At 71.1% G+C, this 16,027-nt stretch carries 12 protein-coding genes and 2 pseudogenes; 8 read left to right on the top strand and 6 right to left on the bottom strand.

Features of this window, described 5'->3' with window-relative positions; genetic code table 11:
- Positions 1-233: 233 nt before the first annotated feature.
- Positions 234-1,268: a LacI family DNA-binding transcriptional regulator gene (locus tag ACZ5C2_RS28675; protein WP_468797559.1), complete on the bottom strand. Its 1,035-nt coding sequence runs from the start codon at positions 1,266-1,268 to the stop codon at positions 234-236.
- Positions 1,265-3,652, bottom strand: coding sequence for a glycoside hydrolase family 2 protein (locus ACZ5C2_RS28670; protein ID WP_468797556.1), 2,388 nt, complete (start codon positions 3,650-3,652; stop codon positions 1,265-1,267). The genes ACZ5C2_RS28675 and ACZ5C2_RS28670 overlap by 4 nt, the downstream gene beginning before the upstream one ends.
- Positions 3,653-3,799: 147 nt before the next feature.
- Between ACZ5C2_RS28670 and ACZ5C2_RS28665 the strand changes: the two are divergent.
- Positions 3,800-4,732: pseudogene (locus ACZ5C2_RS28665) on the top strand (ABC transporter substrate-binding protein); the annotation flags it as partial.
- A 38-nt stretch (positions 4,733-4,770) separates the two neighbouring features.
- Here the strand turns inward: ACZ5C2_RS28665 and tnpA are convergent.
- On the bottom strand, positions 4,771-5,199 hold the full coding sequence (gene tnpA, locus ACZ5C2_RS28660; protein ID WP_468797553.1) for an IS200/IS605 family transposase: 429 nt from the start codon (positions 5,197-5,199) through the stop codon (positions 4,771-4,773).
- 24 nt (positions 5,200-5,223) lie between these two features.
- On the opposite strand from tnpA, the gene ACZ5C2_RS28655 reads away from it, so the two are divergent.
- Both ACZ5C2_RS28655 and ACZ5C2_RS28650 read left to right on the top strand, forming a co-directional pair.
- The gene (locus ACZ5C2_RS28655) at positions 5,224-6,429 is read left to right on the top strand and encodes an RNA-guided endonuclease InsQ/TnpB family protein (RefSeq protein ID WP_468797550.1); all 1,206 of its coding nucleotides are present in this window, start codon (positions 5,224-5,226) and stop codon (positions 6,427-6,429) included.
- A gap of 39 nt (positions 6,430-6,468) precedes the next feature.
- Positions 6,469-6,663: pseudogene (locus ACZ5C2_RS28650) on the top strand (carbohydrate ABC transporter permease); the annotation flags it as partial.
- A 114-nt stretch (positions 6,664-6,777) separates the two neighbouring features.
- On the opposite strand, the gene ACZ5C2_RS28645 reads toward ACZ5C2_RS28650, so the two are convergent.
- The 3 genes from ACZ5C2_RS28645 to ACZ5C2_RS28635 form a co-directional block, all read right to left on the bottom strand.
- Positions 6,778-8,067 (bottom strand): ribonuclease D, encoded by a 1,290-nt coding sequence (locus ACZ5C2_RS28645; protein WP_468797547.1) that lies wholly within the window; start codon positions 8,065-8,067, stop codon positions 6,778-6,780.
- Positions 8,068-8,246: 179 nt separating this feature from the next.
- Positions 8,247-8,909 (bottom strand): LuxR C-terminal-related transcriptional regulator, encoded by a 663-nt coding sequence (locus tag ACZ5C2_RS28640; RefSeq protein WP_468797544.1) that lies wholly within the window; start codon positions 8,907-8,909, stop codon positions 8,247-8,249.
- 269 nt (positions 8,910-9,178) lie between these two features.
- Entirely contained in the window at positions 9,179-9,853 is a 675-nt protein-coding gene (locus ACZ5C2_RS28635) for a DUF3000 domain-containing protein (RefSeq protein ID WP_468797541.1), read from the bottom strand.
- 143 nt (positions 9,854-9,996) lie between these two features.
- On the opposite strand from ACZ5C2_RS28635, the gene hemE reads away from it, so the two are divergent.
- The 5 genes from hemE to ACZ5C2_RS28610 form a co-directional block, all read left to right on the top strand.
- Positions 9,997-11,091 carry a uroporphyrinogen decarboxylase gene (gene hemE, locus ACZ5C2_RS28630; protein ID WP_468797538.1) on the top strand — a complete coding sequence of 365 codons (1,095 nt, stop codon included), beginning with the start codon at positions 9,997-9,999 and terminating at the stop codon, positions 11,089-11,091.
- A 920-nt stretch (positions 11,092-12,011) separates the two neighbouring features.
- Positions 12,012-13,082 carry a type III polyketide synthase gene (locus ACZ5C2_RS28625; RefSeq protein ID WP_468797535.1) on the top strand — a complete coding sequence of 357 codons (1,071 nt, stop codon included), beginning with the start codon at positions 12,012-12,014 and terminating at the stop codon, positions 13,080-13,082.
- A gap of 457 nt (positions 13,083-13,539) precedes the next feature.
- Positions 13,540-13,986 (top strand): hypothetical protein, encoded by a 447-nt coding sequence (locus tag ACZ5C2_RS28620; RefSeq protein WP_468797532.1) that lies wholly within the window; start codon positions 13,540-13,542, stop codon positions 13,984-13,986.
- The gene (locus tag ACZ5C2_RS28615; RefSeq protein WP_468797529.1) at positions 13,983-15,338 is read left to right on the top strand and encodes an ATP-grasp domain-containing protein; all 1,356 of its coding nucleotides are present in this window, start codon (positions 13,983-13,985) and stop codon (positions 15,336-15,338) included. Before ACZ5C2_RS28620 ends, ACZ5C2_RS28615 begins: the two co-directional genes overlap by 4 nt.
- On the top strand, positions 15,335-16,027 hold a 693-nt coding region (locus tag ACZ5C2_RS28610), incomplete at its 3' end, for an MFS transporter (RefSeq protein ID WP_468797526.1). The genes ACZ5C2_RS28615 and ACZ5C2_RS28610, both read left to right, overlap by 4 nt.

Below are 16,027 nucleotides of genomic sequence, written 5' to 3'. Positions count from 1 at the left end.
TGCTTACGGGTCATGCTACTTGCGGGTAACGTGGCTGCCCAGTCCCGGCCCCCGGAGCGGTGAACATCACACGTCTGGCGGCGCCCGGTGAGGGGGTTTCGCCCCCGCCGCTCCTTCCCGTCCCGATCTTGGGCCCTGCCCCGGACCCCGCTCCTCAAACGCCGGAGGGGTCGGAACGCAGCCCCTCCGGCGGGTAAAAGAGCGGCGCCCCGGGGACGGTCCGGGGGGAACCCTCACGGCGGAGCCGTGGATCCCCGCGGGGTCAGGACCGGTGTCGGCACCGGATGCGACCCCGGCGCCTCCCCGGTGATCACCCCGAACAGCGTCCGCGCCACCTCCGCACCGAAGCCGTGGACGTCATGGCTCATGGCGGAGAGCGTCGGATGCGTCAGCCGGCACAGTTGCGAGTCGTCCCACGCCAGCAGCGACACGTCGTCCGGCACCCGCAGCCCCATCTCCGCCGCCACCGACAACCCCGCCACCGCCATGATGTCGTTGTCGTACACGATCGCCGTCGGCCGCTCACCCGGCGCCGCCGTCAGCAGTGAGCGCGTCGCCCGCGCCCCCGCGTCCCCGGAGAAGTCCGTCGCCACCTGCCACGCCCGCGCGGCCGGCTCCGACCCCCGCACCGCCTCGTCGAACGCCGCCGTACGGATCGAGGTGTGCCCGAGTGCCGCCGCCCCGCCCACCCGGGCGATCCGCCGGTGCCCGAGTGCCGCCAGATACCGGACCGCCTCGATGACCGCCGTGGCGTCGTCCGTCCACACGGACGTCAGCCCGCCCGTCAGCGACGGATGCCCCACGGCCACCACCGGCACCCCCAGCCGCTCGGCCACCGCCGGGCGCGGATCGCCGGCCCGGAAGTCCACCAGGATCGATCCGCCGATCTGCCGCCCCCTCCACCACGACTCCATCAGCCCGACCTCCTCGTCCGGGCTGCGCACCAGCCGCAGCAGCAGCGAGCAGGACCGCTCGACCAGGACGCTCTCCACGCCGGAGATGAACTCCATGTAGAACGGCTCCAGGCCGAGGAGCCGGGCGGGCCGGCACACCGCGAGGCCCACCACGTCCACCCGCGAGCCGGCGAGCGTGCGCGCGGTCGGGCTCGGCGACCAGCCCAGCTCGCGCGCCGCCGCGAAGATCCGGTCCCGGGTCGCCTCCGACAGACCGGGCTTCCGGTTGAACGCCAGGGACACGGCCCCCTTGGACACACCGGCGCGCGCGGCGACATCCTTGATGGTGACGCGGGGTGTCGGCGTTGCCGTCATCGAGTGGGCTCCACGCAGTACAGGGCGGATCGGGCGGTCTGAGGGTCCGGAGTCTTCCAGCCCCGCACCCCGATGGTCACCTCTTCCCCGGGAAGCAGGGTCACCAGCCCCCGGTCGGCCCGTGCGTCCGGGTCCAGCCGGTCGGCCTGGAGCAGCAGGTCCCGTACGAGGGTGCGGGCCGTGACGGTGATGCCGTCCGGTGCGAGGGCGACCTCGAACTCAGGCCGCGGGTACGGGATCTCCCGGTCCGGCACCGGGAAGTGCAGCGCCCGCACCCGGTCCGCGTCGGCGACCAGGAACTCCTTCGGGCCGACCGGAACCAGCTCCGCCGGGACCCCGGTGACGGCCACGGTCCGCGCCCCGGCGGCCAGCACCGGAGCCGCCTCCGCGATCACCGTGCCGTCGACGGACATCCGCCGCAGCCGCAGGGCGCCGCGCCAGTCCTCGGCGGACTGGTTGACGGCCGCCACCACCAGACCGTCACCGTCCCCATCCGCCCGCACGGTCAGCAGCCGGTCCGCGTACAGCCGCCGCAGCTCGTGGTACAGCGGCTTCTCCCGCCCGTCCCCGTCGATCGCGGCCCACGAGGTCACCGGCCAGCAGTCGTTGAGCTGCCACACCACGGTGCCCGCGCACACCGGCCAGTGCGAGCGCCAGTGTTCGATCCCGGCGGCGACCGCCCGCGCCTGGTTGACCTGCGTCAGGTAGTGCCAGCGGTCGAAGTCCCCCTCCGGTACGGCGAAATGGCGGGCCAGCCCGCGCTCCAGCTTGCCGTTGCCGTCGTCCGCCTTCTGGTGGTGCAGCATGCCGGGGGAGTCCGGCGCGAGCTCCTCCCCGGGCAGCGCCCGGCGCAGGGTGGCGTACGCGGGTGGAGCCTGCCAGCCGAACTCCGCCACGAACCGCGGGACGTCCCGCCGGTAGTCGGCGTAGTCGGTGCGGTTCCACACCTCCCAGGAGTGGTGCGTACCGTGCGCCGGGTCGTTCGGGTGGTGCCGCCACGACCCGGACCACGGGCTGCCCGCCGTGTACGGCCGGGTCGGGTCCAGCTCCGCGACGACGCGGGGCAGCACGCCGAGGTAGTAGCCCTCGCCCCAGGAGTCCCCGGCCAGCCCCGGCTCCCAGTCCCAGTCGCGGAAGCCCCACAGGTTCTCGTTGTTGCCGTTCCACAGCACCAGCGAAGGGTGCGGCATCAGCCGGACGACGTTCTCACGGGCCTCCGCCTCCACCTCCCCGCGCAGCGGCTGCTCCTCGGGGTAGGCGGCGCACGCGAACGGGAAGTCCTGCCAGACCACCAGTCCCAGCTCGTCGCAGGCGTCGTAGAAGTCCTCGCTCTCGTAGATCCCGCCGCCCCACACGCGCACCAGGTCCACACCCGCACCGGCCGCCTGTTCCAGGCGCCGCCGGTAGCGCTCCCGGGTGATCCGGGACGGGAAGACGTCGTCCGGGATCCAGTTGACCCCCCGCGCGAACAGCCGCTCCCCATTGACGACCAGCGTGAATCCGGTGCCGTACGCATCGTCGGAGGTGTCCAGCTCCACCGTCCGGAACCCGGTCCGGCGACGCCAGGAGTCCAGCACGGCCTCACCGCGCAGCAGCGTCAGTTCCATGTCGTACAGCGGCTGTTCGCCGTAGCCCCGGGGCCACCACAGCCGTACGTCAGGCACCCGGAGGCGTACGGTCCCCGCCGTCCCGTCGATCTCCGCGCGGGCGTGTACCCCGCCGACGGCCGCCTCGACGGTGAGCGGCGCCTCGGCCCGGGAGCGCTCCACGTCCACGGCCAGCTCGACCTGCCCCACTCCGTCCTCGACGGTGACCAGCGGGCGGACCCGGGCGATCCGGGCCGTCGACCACCGCTCCAGCCGCACCGGCCGCCAGATCCCGGCCGTGACCAGCGTCGGCCCCCAGTCCCAGCCGAAGGAGCAGGCCATCTTGCGCAGGTACTGGTAGGGCTCGGCATACGCGCCGGGCCGCTCGCCCAGTTCGCCGCGCACGGCCTCGGCCTCCGCGTACGCCGAGGCGAACCGCACGGTGAGCCGCCCGATCGTCCCGGTCACGTCGAAACGGTACGAGCGGTGCATGTTCCGCACCCGGCCCAGCGGCCGGCCGTCGAGGAGGATGTCGGCAACGGTGTCGACGCCGTCGAAGACCAGGTCCGTCCGCTCGTACGCGGACGGACCGGCCGTCAGGTCCCGCTCGTACGTCCAGTCCCGCCGGCCCACCCAGGCGACCTCGGTCTCGTTCCGCGCGAGGAACGGATCGGGGATCAGTTCGGCCGCCAGCAGATCGGTGTGCACACATCCCGGCACCGAGGCGGGGAGCGTGTCCCCGGCGCCGTCCGGGTGTCGCAGGATCCATCCGTCGGTGAGCGGTGTGACCTGACGCATGCACACTCCCTAAACCGGTTGAGACAAGTGGGCGCAACGTTTTGACATCGTTGGCGCAATAGAGACTTTACCGGTTCAGTGCTGGGCTGTCAGAGTGCCGAACCAGCCAACCCACTCGTGCTCGTCCGCCCCGTGAACGGAGCCGTGATGCACCCGAACCGCCGCACGACACTCACCGGATCGATCGCCCTCCTCGCTCTCCTGGCGCCCGCCTGCACGGGCACGGGAGGCTCCTCGAAAGGCGCGGACGCCAAGGCTCCCGACGACCCGTCCCAGGTCAAGGGGTCCATCACGGTCCTCACCCACCGGACCGATCTGGTGCAGGACGGGACGATGAAGAAGTACGCCGCCGAGTTCAACGGGACCCACCCCGGGGTGAAGGTCGAGTTCGACGCCCTCACCGACTACGAGGGCGAGGTCAAGATCCGCATGAACACGGAGAACTACGGAGACGTCCTGATGATCCCCGCGGTCATCGAGAAGAAGGACTACCCCACGTTCTTCGCGTCCCTGGGCACCAGGGCGGAGCGTGACGCCAAGTACCGCTTCACCGACTACTCCACCGTCGGCGGCAAGGTCTACGGCCAGAGCCCCATCGGCGTCGTCCCCGGCTTCATCTACAACAAGAAGGTCTGGAGCGAGGCCGGCGTCACCGACTGGCCCACCACCCCGGCCGAGTTCCTCGACGACCTGAGGGCGATCAGGTCGAAGACGGACGCGGTCCCGTACTACACCAACTTCAAGGACATGTAGCCGCTGACCCAGTGGACCAACGTCAACGGCTCCGTCGGCTGCGACACGAACGCCACCACGAGGCTGGCCGAGGGCGACCCCTGGGCCCAGGGCGCGGATCTGCGCGTGGCCGACACCCTGCTCCACGACATCGTGCGCGGCGGCCTCGCCGAGAAGGACCCGACCACCACCAACTGGGAGGCCTCCAAGCCGCGGCTGGCCAAGGGCGAGATCGCCACCATGTGGCTGGGCTCCTGGGCCGTCGTCCAGATGCGGGACGCCGCCGAGCAGGCCGGCACCGACCCCGCCGACATCGGCTTCATGCCCTTTCCCGCGGGGGGCGGAGGCGCGAAGCGCCGGAGTTTGCTGCGCCTCCGCCGTGACGGTCAGACGGGCCGCTTCTGGTTCTCGATGTACTGCTTGACCACGGTCAGCGGTGCGCCGCCGCAGGACCCGGCGAAGTAGGAGCCGGACCAGAAGTGTCCGCCCCACAGGTACCGGCGCACGTGCGCGTCGTACTCCTTGCGCAGCATCCGGGCCGACACTCCCTTGAGGGAGTTGACCAGCTTCGAGAGCTGGACCTTCGGCGGGTAGTGCACCAGGAGGTGCACGTGGTCGTCCTCGCCGTTGAACTGTTTCAGCTCGGCCTCGAAGTCCGTGCAGACCTCCCTCATGATCTCCTCGCACCGCGTCAGCATGGCGTCGGTCATGGCCTTGCGCCGATACCTGGTGACAAAAACCAAGTGGACATGCAGGTTATGGACGACGTGACGACCGGTGCGTACATCGGGATTGGGATTCCAGCGTGGTGACATAAACCAAAGGGTATAGTGATCGACATGCAGCTTCGGTACAGCTTCCGCGTGTACCCGAGCGCCGGTCAGCGCATGGCGTTGGCGCGGGCGTTCGGGTGTGCTCGGGTTGTCTTCAACGACGCCCTTTGGGCCCGTGAGACTGCCCGTGCCGCCGGGCTGCGGTTCATCCCGTCCGGCGAGCTGTCCAAGCAGCTCACCGCCTCGAAGAAGACCCCCGAGCGGGCATGGCTCGCCGAGGTTTCCTCGGTCGTGTTGCAGCAGTCCCTCCGGGACCTGGACACCGCCTACAAGAACTTCTTCGACGGCCTCAAGGGCAAGCGGCCGAAGATGGGGCCGCCCCGGTTCAAGTCCCGCAAGGACACCCGGCAGTCGGTCCGGTTCACCGCCAACGCCGGATGGAAGATCACGACCGGCGGGAAGCTCCGGCTGCCGAAGGTCGGTGACGTCCCGGTCAGGTGGTCACGCTCCCTGCCGTCCACCCCGTCCACGGTGACCGTGGTCAAGGACAGCGCGGGACGGTACTTCGCCTCGTTCGTGGTCGAGACCGAGCCCGAGACGCTGCCCGCCACGGACAGCGTGGTCGGGGTCGACCTGGGACTGACGCACTTCGCGATCCTCTCGGACGGCACGAAGATCGACAGCCCCCGCTTCCTACGCCGGGCCGAGAAGAAGCTCAAGAAGGCGCAGCGGGATCTCAGCCGCAAGGCCAAGGGGTCGGGGAATCGGGCGAAGGCCCGGGTCAAGGTTGCGCGTGCCCATGCACGGACAGCCGATGCGCGGCGTGAGTTCCACCACCAGCTCTCCACCAAACTGATCCGCGAAAACCAAGCGGTTGCAGTGGAAGACCTGGCGGTCAAAGGGCTCGCCCGCACCCGCCTCGCCAAGTCCGTGCACGACGCCGGATGGTCGGCGTTCAACACGATGCTGGAGTACAAGGCGGCGAAGTACGGCCGCACTCTCATCCGCATCGGACGCTTCGAGCCGACGTCTCAGGTGTGCTCGCAGTGCGGCGTCAAGGACGGCCCCAAGCCCCTGCACGTCCGTACGTGGACATGCGGGGCCTGCGGCGCCCACCTGGACCGCGACATCAACGCGGCGGTCAACGTCGCCAAGGCGGCCGGACTGGCCGTATCAGCCTGCGGAGCGCGGGTAAGACCGGGACTCCTCCCGGCACAGCGCGAAGAAACCGGAACCCACCCGAAGCCCCAACCGGTGACCACCGGCAGGTAGGCGGGAATCTCCGTCCCTTTAGGGCGGAGAGGATGTCAAATCCCCTTCCTCTACATGCCCTCCGAGGATCTTGGCGTGATCTCGACGTCCCTGTTCCGCTTCAAGGGCCCCTTCGGAGCGCACTGGGAAACGATCTCGGCGGGCGCCGTCCTGGTCATCCTCCCCACCTTCATCGTCTTCCTCTTCCTCCAGCGCTTCATCTACAACGGCTTCATGAGAGGGGCGACGAAATAGGGGGAGCCGCCTCGCAGGCGGGGTGCCCGTGAGGCAGCGCCCAAGGCGCGTGGGTAACGGCGCGGCCAGCCGCAGCGCACCCGCACCCGCGATACGACACCCGCCGTACGGCGCTCAGGCCCCCGCCGAAGACAACGCGGCAACCAACACCGGCGTGACCTGTTCAACCTGCCAAGCACGAGCCCCGTGCGCGGTGAGCGCCGAGGCGACCGACCGCCCGTCGGCGGGCACGGGCGGCTCCCAGCAGATCCTCCGCACCGTGTCCGGCGTGATCAGATTCTCCGCCGGCATCCCCAACTGCTCGGCCAGCGCACTCACGCCCGCCCGCGCGGCGGACAGGCGCGCCGCGGCCTCCGGGTCCTTGTCGGCCCACGCGCGCGGCGGCGGGGGACCGGTCACCGGCTGGCCGGGCTGGGGCAGCTGGGACTCGCTCAGCGCCTTGGCCCGGTCGACGGCCGCCTGCCACTGCTCCAGCTGGCGCCGCCCCACGCGCTGCCCGAACCCGGTCAGCGCGCCCAGGGCGTGGTGGTTGGCCGGCAGGGCGAGCGCGGCCTCCACGATGGCCGCGTCGGAGAGCACCTTGCCCGGGGAGACGTCCCGGCGCCGGGCGATCCGGTCGCGGGTCTGCCACAGCTCCCGGACGACGGCCATCTGCCGGCGCCTTCGGACCTTGTGCATGCCGGAGGTGCGCCGCCAGGGATCCTTGCGGGGCTCCGGCGGCGGCGCCGAGGCGATCGCGTCGAACTCCTGCCGGGCCCAGTCGAGCTTGCCCTGCCGGTCCAGCTCCTTCTCCAGCGCGTCCCGCAGATCGACCAGCAGCTCGACGTCGAGGGCGGCGTAGCGCAGCCAGGGCTCGGGCAACGGGCGGGTGGACCAGTCGACGGCGGAGTGGCCCTTCTCCAGGACGAAGCCGAGCACGTTCTCGACCATCGTGCCGAGCCCGACGCGGGGGAACCCGGCCAGCCGTCCGGCCAGCTCGGTGTCGAAGAGGCCGGTGGGCACCATGCCTATCTCGCGCAGACACGGCAGGTCCTGGGTGGCGGCGTGCAGCACCCACTCGACGCCGGACAGTGCCTCGCCGAGGCCGGACAGGTCGGGGCAGGCGACGGGGTCGATCAGTGCGGTGCCCGCGCCCTCGCGGCGCAGCTGGACGAGGTAGGCGCGCTGCCCGTAGCGGTAGCCGGAGGCGCGCTCGGCGTCGACGGCGAGGGGGCCGCTGCCCGCGGCGAAGGCGGCGACCGCCTCGGCGAGCGCGGCCTCGTCCGCGATCACGGGCGGAATGCCCTCGCGCGGTTCGAGCAAGGGGATCGGCGCCTCCGCAGCAGAAGATCCGCCGTCGTCCGGAGGGGCGCCTCCGGTGGTGCGCAGTGAACTGTCTGCTGCGGTGTCGTGGGCGTCGGTCACCTGTCAAGAGTATCCGTACGAGCCGACGCCTGACCTGCCCCTATGGGTGGGAGCGGTCGCGACCAGCGAAAACAGGCCGTGGCGGACGGCCGGCCCGCGTCGCCCACGAAGGCGCCCGCCGACATGGTGACGTCGACGGGCGCGGGGAGTCGGTCAGCGGGGGCAGTGGAATGAAGGAGTCAGTGGATGATGCCGGTGCGCAGAGCCACCGCCACCATTCCGGCACGGTCGCCCGTGCCGAGCTTGCGGGCGATACGGGCGAGGTGGCTCTTGACGGTGAGGGCGGACAGCCCCATCGAGACGCCGATCGCCTTGTTCGACTGGCCCTCCGCCACCAGTCGTAGCACCTCGACCTCACGGCCGGACAGTTCGCGATAGCCGCCCGGGTGGCTCGGGGCACCCGGGGGACGGCGGTGCAGACGGGCGACGGCGGCGCCGATGGGTGCGGCACCGGGCCGGGTGGGAAGCCCGAGGTTGGTGCGGGTGCCGGTGACGACGTACCCCTTCACCCCGCCGGCCAGCGCGTTGCGCACGGCGCCGATGTCGTCGGCGGCGGACAGGGCGAGGCCGTTGGGCCAGCCCGCCGCGCGGGTCTCGGAGAGAAGGGTGAGGCCGGAACCATCCGGCAGATGAACTTCGGCGACACAGATGTCGCGGGGGTTGCCGATGCGGGGACGAGCCTCCGCGACGGACGAGGCCTCGATGACATCGCGCACACCGAGCGCCCACAGATGGCGGGTGACGGTGGAACGGACGCGCGGGTCGGCCACGACCACCATGGCGGTCGGCTTGTTCGGGCGGTAGGCGACCAGGCTTGCGGGCTGCTCGAGGAGAACGGACACCAGGCCTCCTGGGGGGCGGGACGGGGCCGGCTCGTGGGGGGTGAAGCCGGGACGAACCGTGCTTTCAAGGTCACAGTCGTCTTCGGCAGCAAACCTGGAGTCCTTTAGGAAATGATCACGATCTGGTGAGTAACAATCTGGGCAATTCGGACGCACGGTCGATCATTCGAAGATCGAACGGTTTCGGTCTGCGTCGCAACGCTTCCGAATGTGGCCGTATCGACAAAGAGATCGTCATCGACGATTGCGGGGAGCCCGAAGCGGGAAGCTCAGCGCGACTGCGGCCCCCTGCGCTGAGGGAGCGTCACCACCGACGCGTCCCCGGGAGCGGCCGGCGGCAGCCCGGCGACCTGCGCCAGCAGATCGCACCACGCGACCAGATGGGCTCCCGAGTCGGGCACCCCGCCCAGACCCTCCCGGGGCGTCCAGGAGGCGCGGATCTCGATCTGCGAGGCGGCGGGCCGCGCGGACAGCCCGCCGAAGTAATGGGAACTCGCCCGCGTCACCGTGCCGCTGGGCTCGTCGTAGGTCAGCCCGCGCGCCGCGAGCGCACCGGTGAGCCAGGACCAGCACACGTCCGGCAGCAGCGGATCCGCCGCCATCTCCGGCTCCAGATCCGCGCGCACCAGCGTCACCAGGCGGAAGGTGCCCCGCCAGGCGTCGTGCCCGGCCGGATCGTGCAGCAGCACCAGCCGCCCGTCCGCCAGATCCTCCTCGCCGTCGACGACGGCGGCCTCCAGCGCGTACGCGTACGGCGCGAGCCGCTTCGGCGGGGGCGCGGGATCCACCTCGATCTGGGGCCGCAGCCGCGCGCCGCGCAGCGCGTCGACAGCGGCCCGGAAGGGCGGCGGAGGCGCACCTCCGTGCCCTCGTTCCCCCTCGTTCCCCTTCGGTTCGTCCATTCCGCCAGCGCCGTCCGACAGTCGTCCCTGAGCCGCAGCCATGCGGGGAAGATTAAGCGGAACGGGCTCCCGGTGCGGGGAGGGACACCCACGCCACCCGGGGTGTCCGGATCCCGTTCCCGCGCGCCCGCGTACCGGACGACCTCGGGTCGGGGATGCGGACAGGTCGTGCGAGACTGGCCGGTGTGAGTGCCAACCCAAGCCCGACGGGCCAGATGCCGACTGAGACCACCGCTCCCGTCAAGAACGACGCGGTCAAGGATTCAGCCTTCCTCCGGGCATGCCGGCGCGAGCCGGTGCCGCACACGCCGGTGTGGTTCATGCGTCAGGCCGGGCGCTCGCTGCCGGAGTACCGCAAGGTGCGCGAGGGCATCGGGATGCTCGACTCCTGCATGCGGCCCGAACTGGTCACCGAGATCACGCTCCAGCCGGTGCGCCGCCACCACGTCGACGCGGCGATCTACTTCAGCGACATCGTCGTCCCCCTCAAGGCCATCGGCATCGACCTCGACATCAAGCCCGGCATCGGCCCGGTCGTCGAGCAGCCGGTCCGCACCCGAGCCGACCTCGCCCGGCTGCGCGACCTCACCCCCGAGGACGTCTCCTACGTCACCGAGGCCATCGGGATGCTGACCCGCGAACTCGGGTCCACCCCGCTGATCGGCTTCGCCGGCGCCCCGTTCACCCTCGCCAGCTACCTCGTCGAGGGCGGCCCGTCCCGTACCTACGAGAACGCCAAGGCGATGATGTACGGCGACCCGGAGCTCTGGGCCGACCTGCTCGACCGCCTCGCCGACATCACGGCCGCGTTCCTCAAGGTCCAGATCGAAGCCGGTGCCTCGGCCGTCCAGCTCTTCGACTCCTGGGCCGGCGCGCTCGCCCCCGCCGACTACCGGGGCTCGGTCCTGCCCGCCTCGGCGAAGGTGTTCCGCGCGGTGGCCGGCTACGGCGTCCCCCGCATCCACTTCGGCGTCGGCACCGGTGAACTACTGGGGCTCATGGGCGAGGCCGGCGCGGACGTCGTCGGCGTGGACTGGCGCGTCCCGATGGACGAGGCCGCCCGGCGCGTCGGCCCCGGCAAGGCGCTCCAGGGCAACCTCGACCCGACCGTCCTGTTCGCCGGCCGGGACGCCGTCGAGACGAAGGCGCGGGAGGTCCTGGACACGGCGGCCGGCCTGGAGGGCCACATCTTCAACCTCGGCCACGGTGTCATGCCGTCCACCGACGCGGACGCCCTGACCCGACTTGTGGAGTACGTCCACACGCAGACCGCGCGCTGATCCCCGGCGCGAGCGCGACGCACGCGCATCGGCCTCCCCGGGGGCCGGGTACTGGACGCACGTCGCCCACCACGTTCGCTCCCGGGGCGGGCAGGTGAGGGTTCCACGGGGCGCGGGATGTCCGACCCCGCCCCAATCGGCGTGGTGGTCACCGAGGGGGTCGGCCGGACCGCCGGTTCGCGTACACCGACGCTGTCCACCGCGAGACCTTCGGTGACCGTCCGCTGGGGCGGGCCGTCCGCGGGGCCGAGGTGTTCACCGCCGTCCCCGTCGACCTGGTCCTTGCGGTCGGGGCGGCTCGGCGGAGCAGCGGGCGAGACGCCCCGCCAATGTGATCTGTGTCACGCTGTGGTGTTCTTGGCGCAAAGGTTCTCCCTGTGTCACGATTTCCGCACGCCTTCCCTGCCCGAAAACAGTCGCGGGGCAGCGGATTGACCTCCCGTCCCGGGACCGACCGCTCGTCGATTCCCCGCGGGCGAGACCGATCCCCCTGTGAACCGCAGCGGTCGGTCGCATCGCCCGGGCTCGAGGCGCCGAAGTCCCCTTCCTTGCAGGGCGGACGCGACTCGTCGTCGGCGTCCCCTCCGGCCCGGCCGCCACAGCGAACACGTCAGTCCGGCAGGTCGCGGCCCGTCCCCGCCTCAGGCGCGCCACGCGTGTCGACGCGACACGGACCACGGCCGTGGCCGGTGCGGTCCGGCAGCGCGTCACGAAGCGGCCCGCGGTGCCGGTCGAGGGTCCGTGAGGCCGCCCGTCAGGGCCGTGCGGCGTTCGACCGCCAGTGGGGTCCGCCCGCCCGACTCCACGGACGTGACAGGTCACCACGCAGAACCCGTCAGCGACCACACCGAGAACGGCCCGCCGTCAGCGCGACGCCCCACTGCCCTTGCCGTCGAGACCTGAGGAAGCGGATCCCAGATATGCCGAGGCTATGCAAGCCGGCGATGAATGCGCCCGAACACGTCATCACCATGGAAGAGACCCTGGAGTTCGCCGCGAGGACCCATGCCGGCAAGCCCCAACTCGCCCTGGCGTTACGCCTGATCCGGAACACCGGTGTGAAGAAGCGGCACATCGTCCAGCCCATCGAGCAGACGCTCCACCATCCGGGGTTCGAGGAGCGCAACCGCATCTACGAGGTCGAGTCCAAGAAGCGCACGCCCCAGGTCGTCGAACAGGCCCTGGCCAACGCCGAACTGAAGGCCCATGACGTCGACGCCATCATCTACGTGTCGTGCACCGGGTTCCTGATGCCGTCACTGACGGCATGGCTGATCAACAACCTGGGTTTCCGCTCCGACACACGGCAGATACCCATCTCCCAGCTGGGCTGTGCGGCGGGCGGAGCGGCGATCAACCGCGCCCACGACTTCTGCCTGGCCCACCCCGGCAGCAACGTCCTGATCGTCTCCTGCGAGCTGTGCTCGCTCTGCTACCAGCCCGACGCGGACGACATCGGTTCGCTGCTCTCGGACGGCCTGTTCGGCGACGCGGTCGCCGCCGCCGTCGTACGGGGCGAAGGGGGCGTCGGCATCGATCTGGAGCGCAACGCCTCCTACCTCATTCCGGGCACCGAGGACTGGATCTCCTACGCGGTCAAGGACTCCGGCTTCCACTTCCAGCTGGACCGCCGAGTACCCGGCACGATGGAGCCGCTCGCCCCGGTCCTGCGCGAGCTGGCCAAGGACCACAGCTGGGACGTCGGCAAGCTCGACTTCTACATCGTTCACGCCGGCGGTCCGCGCATCCTCGACGACCTCGCGAAGTTCCTCGAAGTCGACCGTGAGGTGTTCCGGCACAGCTGGTCGACCCTGAACGAGTACGGCAACATCGCCAGCGCCGTCGTCCTCGAAGCCGCCCGCAGACTGTTCGAGGAGGACACGCCCGCGCCCGGTGCCACCGGTCTGATCGCCGGCTTCGGCCCGGGCATCACCGCCGAGATGGTGCTCGGAACCTGGGCGGCCGGCGGTGTCCCGCAGACCTTCGCCTGAGCCCACGCAATGACTAAGGAAGCGGAGTACATGACCGACCTCATCATCCCGGCCGGTGTCGGGCGCAAGCTGGTCACCCCGGCACAGGAGGTGACCTTCAAGGCCACGAAGGAGATGGGATCCTCCGTATCGATCTTCGAGGTGATCGTTCCGCCCGGATTCGACGTCGGGGCGCACGTCCACGACCGGTCCCAGGAGTTCTTCTACGTTCTGGATGGCGAGCTGGACCTGTTGTGCTTCGAGCCGACCGAGCGCACGACGGACACCTGGGCACCACTGGCGGTCCCCCATTCGTCGACCCTGCCCAGCTGTACCTGCAGGATCGCCGCGGCGATGTCGGACAAACTGCTGGTCCGCCGCGACGCCGTCGCCGCGCAGTACACCGAACTCCTCGCCGGCGAGGAACTCCTGACGGTGCCGTTCGTGCCGGAGGACCGCACTCACGCCTGGCAGTCCTATGTCGTCACGCTGGACGCGAGCGTGGACCGCTCGGCGGTCGCCGCCGAACTGCGGCACCGTCAAGCTCGCCCTCGCCGCGCCCTTCGGCCTGGCCGGGGAACTCCCCGACCGGCCCGTGGCGCACGGCGGGGCCGCCGTACGGACGGTGGTTGGCCGGCCGGGGGACGTCGTGGAGTCGGTGGACGGCGTGGCCGAGACGCAGGCCCTCGCCGACGTACTGACGGTGCGCATCAGCACCAGGCCCGGGGAGAGGGTACGGCCCCTGCGGGACAACTGGGACCGCCTCGGCCTGCTGGCCGTGGCCGGCGAGGACACCACCGCGGCGATCCGGCGCGGCGCCGAACTCGTCGGCGACGTGCTGAAGGTCCGGGTGAGGGACCCCGACGGCCGGCCGGGCCTGGCCGAAGCCGCTCCGGTGGGCGAACGGACGGTGATCCGGTCGTGAGCGTCCTCATCCTGCACCGCAACCCCTTCGCCGCCTTCCCCTACCGCCAATGGCTGGACGGCGACGCCCCCGGCCTCGACGGCCGCGCGCCGTATCCCGGTGACGTCGTCGTCCTCGCCGCCCGCGACAAGATCGCACTGGCCGGCGAGGAGGTGCCGGGCGCCGCCGGCCACGGTTTCACCCACCTCGAGCTTTTCGACACCCTCGACGACGAGGCGGTGCCGGATCGTGCGCTCGCCCTCGCCGGGGAGTACCGGATCACCCACGTCGTCGCCCACCACGAGGCGGACGTGGCCCTCGCCGCCCGACTGCGCGAGCGCCTCGGCCTCGACGGGGCGTGGAGCGCCGACATCGCCCCCTTCCGTGACAAGGCCCTGATGAAGCGGCTGGCGCGGCAGGCCGGCATCGAGGTCGCCCCGCACACCGTGCCGGGCACCGCCCGGCAGGCCCGTGACTTCGCCGGGCGGCACGGTTTCCCTGTGGTGCTGAAGGACCGGGCGGGCTACAACTCCATCGGCCTGAGCATCATCGCCGACCGGGACGAGCTGGAGCTGCGGCTCGCACGGGCCTACCGGGACGGGTCGCGGGACGACCTGCTCATCGAGGCCTACGTGCCCGGGCGTATGTGCCACGTCGACGGGCTGGTGGTGGACGGCCGTACCGTGGCCGCCTGGCCTTCCCAGTACCAGTACGACCTGGCCTCGTTCGGGGCCGACCCCGGACCGCGCGTCGACCTGACCCTGGACGTGGACGACCCGCTCACCCCCCGGCTGCTCACGCTGGTCGAGCGGACCCTGGCGGCTCTCAAGCCCGAGGGCTCGCGGCTGCGCACCCACGCCTTCCACGCGGAGGTCTTCCACACGCCCGACGACCGTCTGGTGCTGTGCGAGATCGCGGGCCGGTCGGGTGGCGCGAAGATCCGGGAGGTCTTCGAGACCCTCTTCGGAATCCAGCTCGCCGTGCACGTGACCCGGGCGGACGCCGGTCTCGCGCTGCCCGTGGTCGAGGGCGCCACGGATGACGGGGCGCCGCTGCGGCCGCGCTGCATGTCGGGACAGGTGCTCACCATGAAGCGGCCGGGCCTGGTGCGCTCGCTCCCCGCCGTTCCCGACGAGGAGTGGGTGAAGGGCTTCTGGCTCTTCGCCGAGGAGGGCCAGGTGATCGCCCCGGCCACGGGCTCCGCGGACTTCCTCACGGCGGCCGTGGGTTCGGCCCCGACCCGCGTCGAATGCGAGCGCCGGCTGCGCGCCCTCGGCGCCCGGGTCGCCGCCGGGACGAAGATCGTGGCGCTGCCCGGGGACGCCGCCCGGACCCGGCCCGGTCAACGCGCCGAACCGGCGGAGGCGTCATGACGCGGAAGCTGTCGTCCGTCCGCTTCAAGTACATGCTGGGCATGGTCGTCGACGCGACCGGCAGCGGCATGTACCTGCCGCTGTCGCTTCTCTACTTCCATCACGTCACCGGTCTGCCGCTCACCCAGGTCGGCGCCATCGTGACGACGGCCGCGGTGATCGGCCTGGTGAGCAACCCGATCGCCGGCGTCCTCATCGACCGTTTCAGCGCCCGCACCGTGCTGGTGGGTGGATACGTGCTGCGAGCCTCGGCGTTCTGCACCTACCCCCTGGTCGACAACGGCGTGGCCATGTTCGCGGTGATGCTGCCGGTGGCCCTCGGCGACACCTCCTATCCGCCGGCCATCCAGTCCTTCGTGGCGGAGATCGTGCGGGGCACCGAGCGGGACAAGCTGCTCGCGCTGCAGCGCAGTCTGCGCAATGCCGGGATGGGTGTGGGCGGACTCCTCGCGGGCGTGGCCCTCGCCCTCGACGAGTCCGGGTTCTACTTCGTCGTGCTCGGGGCTGCGGCCGGCTATCTGCTGTCCGCCGGGCTGCTCAGCACGATCCGTACCGGCACGCCGACACGGTCCGGGGGCGGCAGGCTCTCCCGCAGGGGTGCCTCTATGTCTTTCGTCAAGGCGCCCAGGTTTGGTTTGGGGTGGTTTGACTGGCTGGGTCATGCGGCGAGTTCGACGTCCTTGGGGACG

This window comes from Streptomyces sp. NPDC031365 (genome assembly GCF_055569765.1).
Note: the sequence above shows the minus strand (reverse complement) of the source record. Positions and strands in the feature narration are given on the sequence as shown.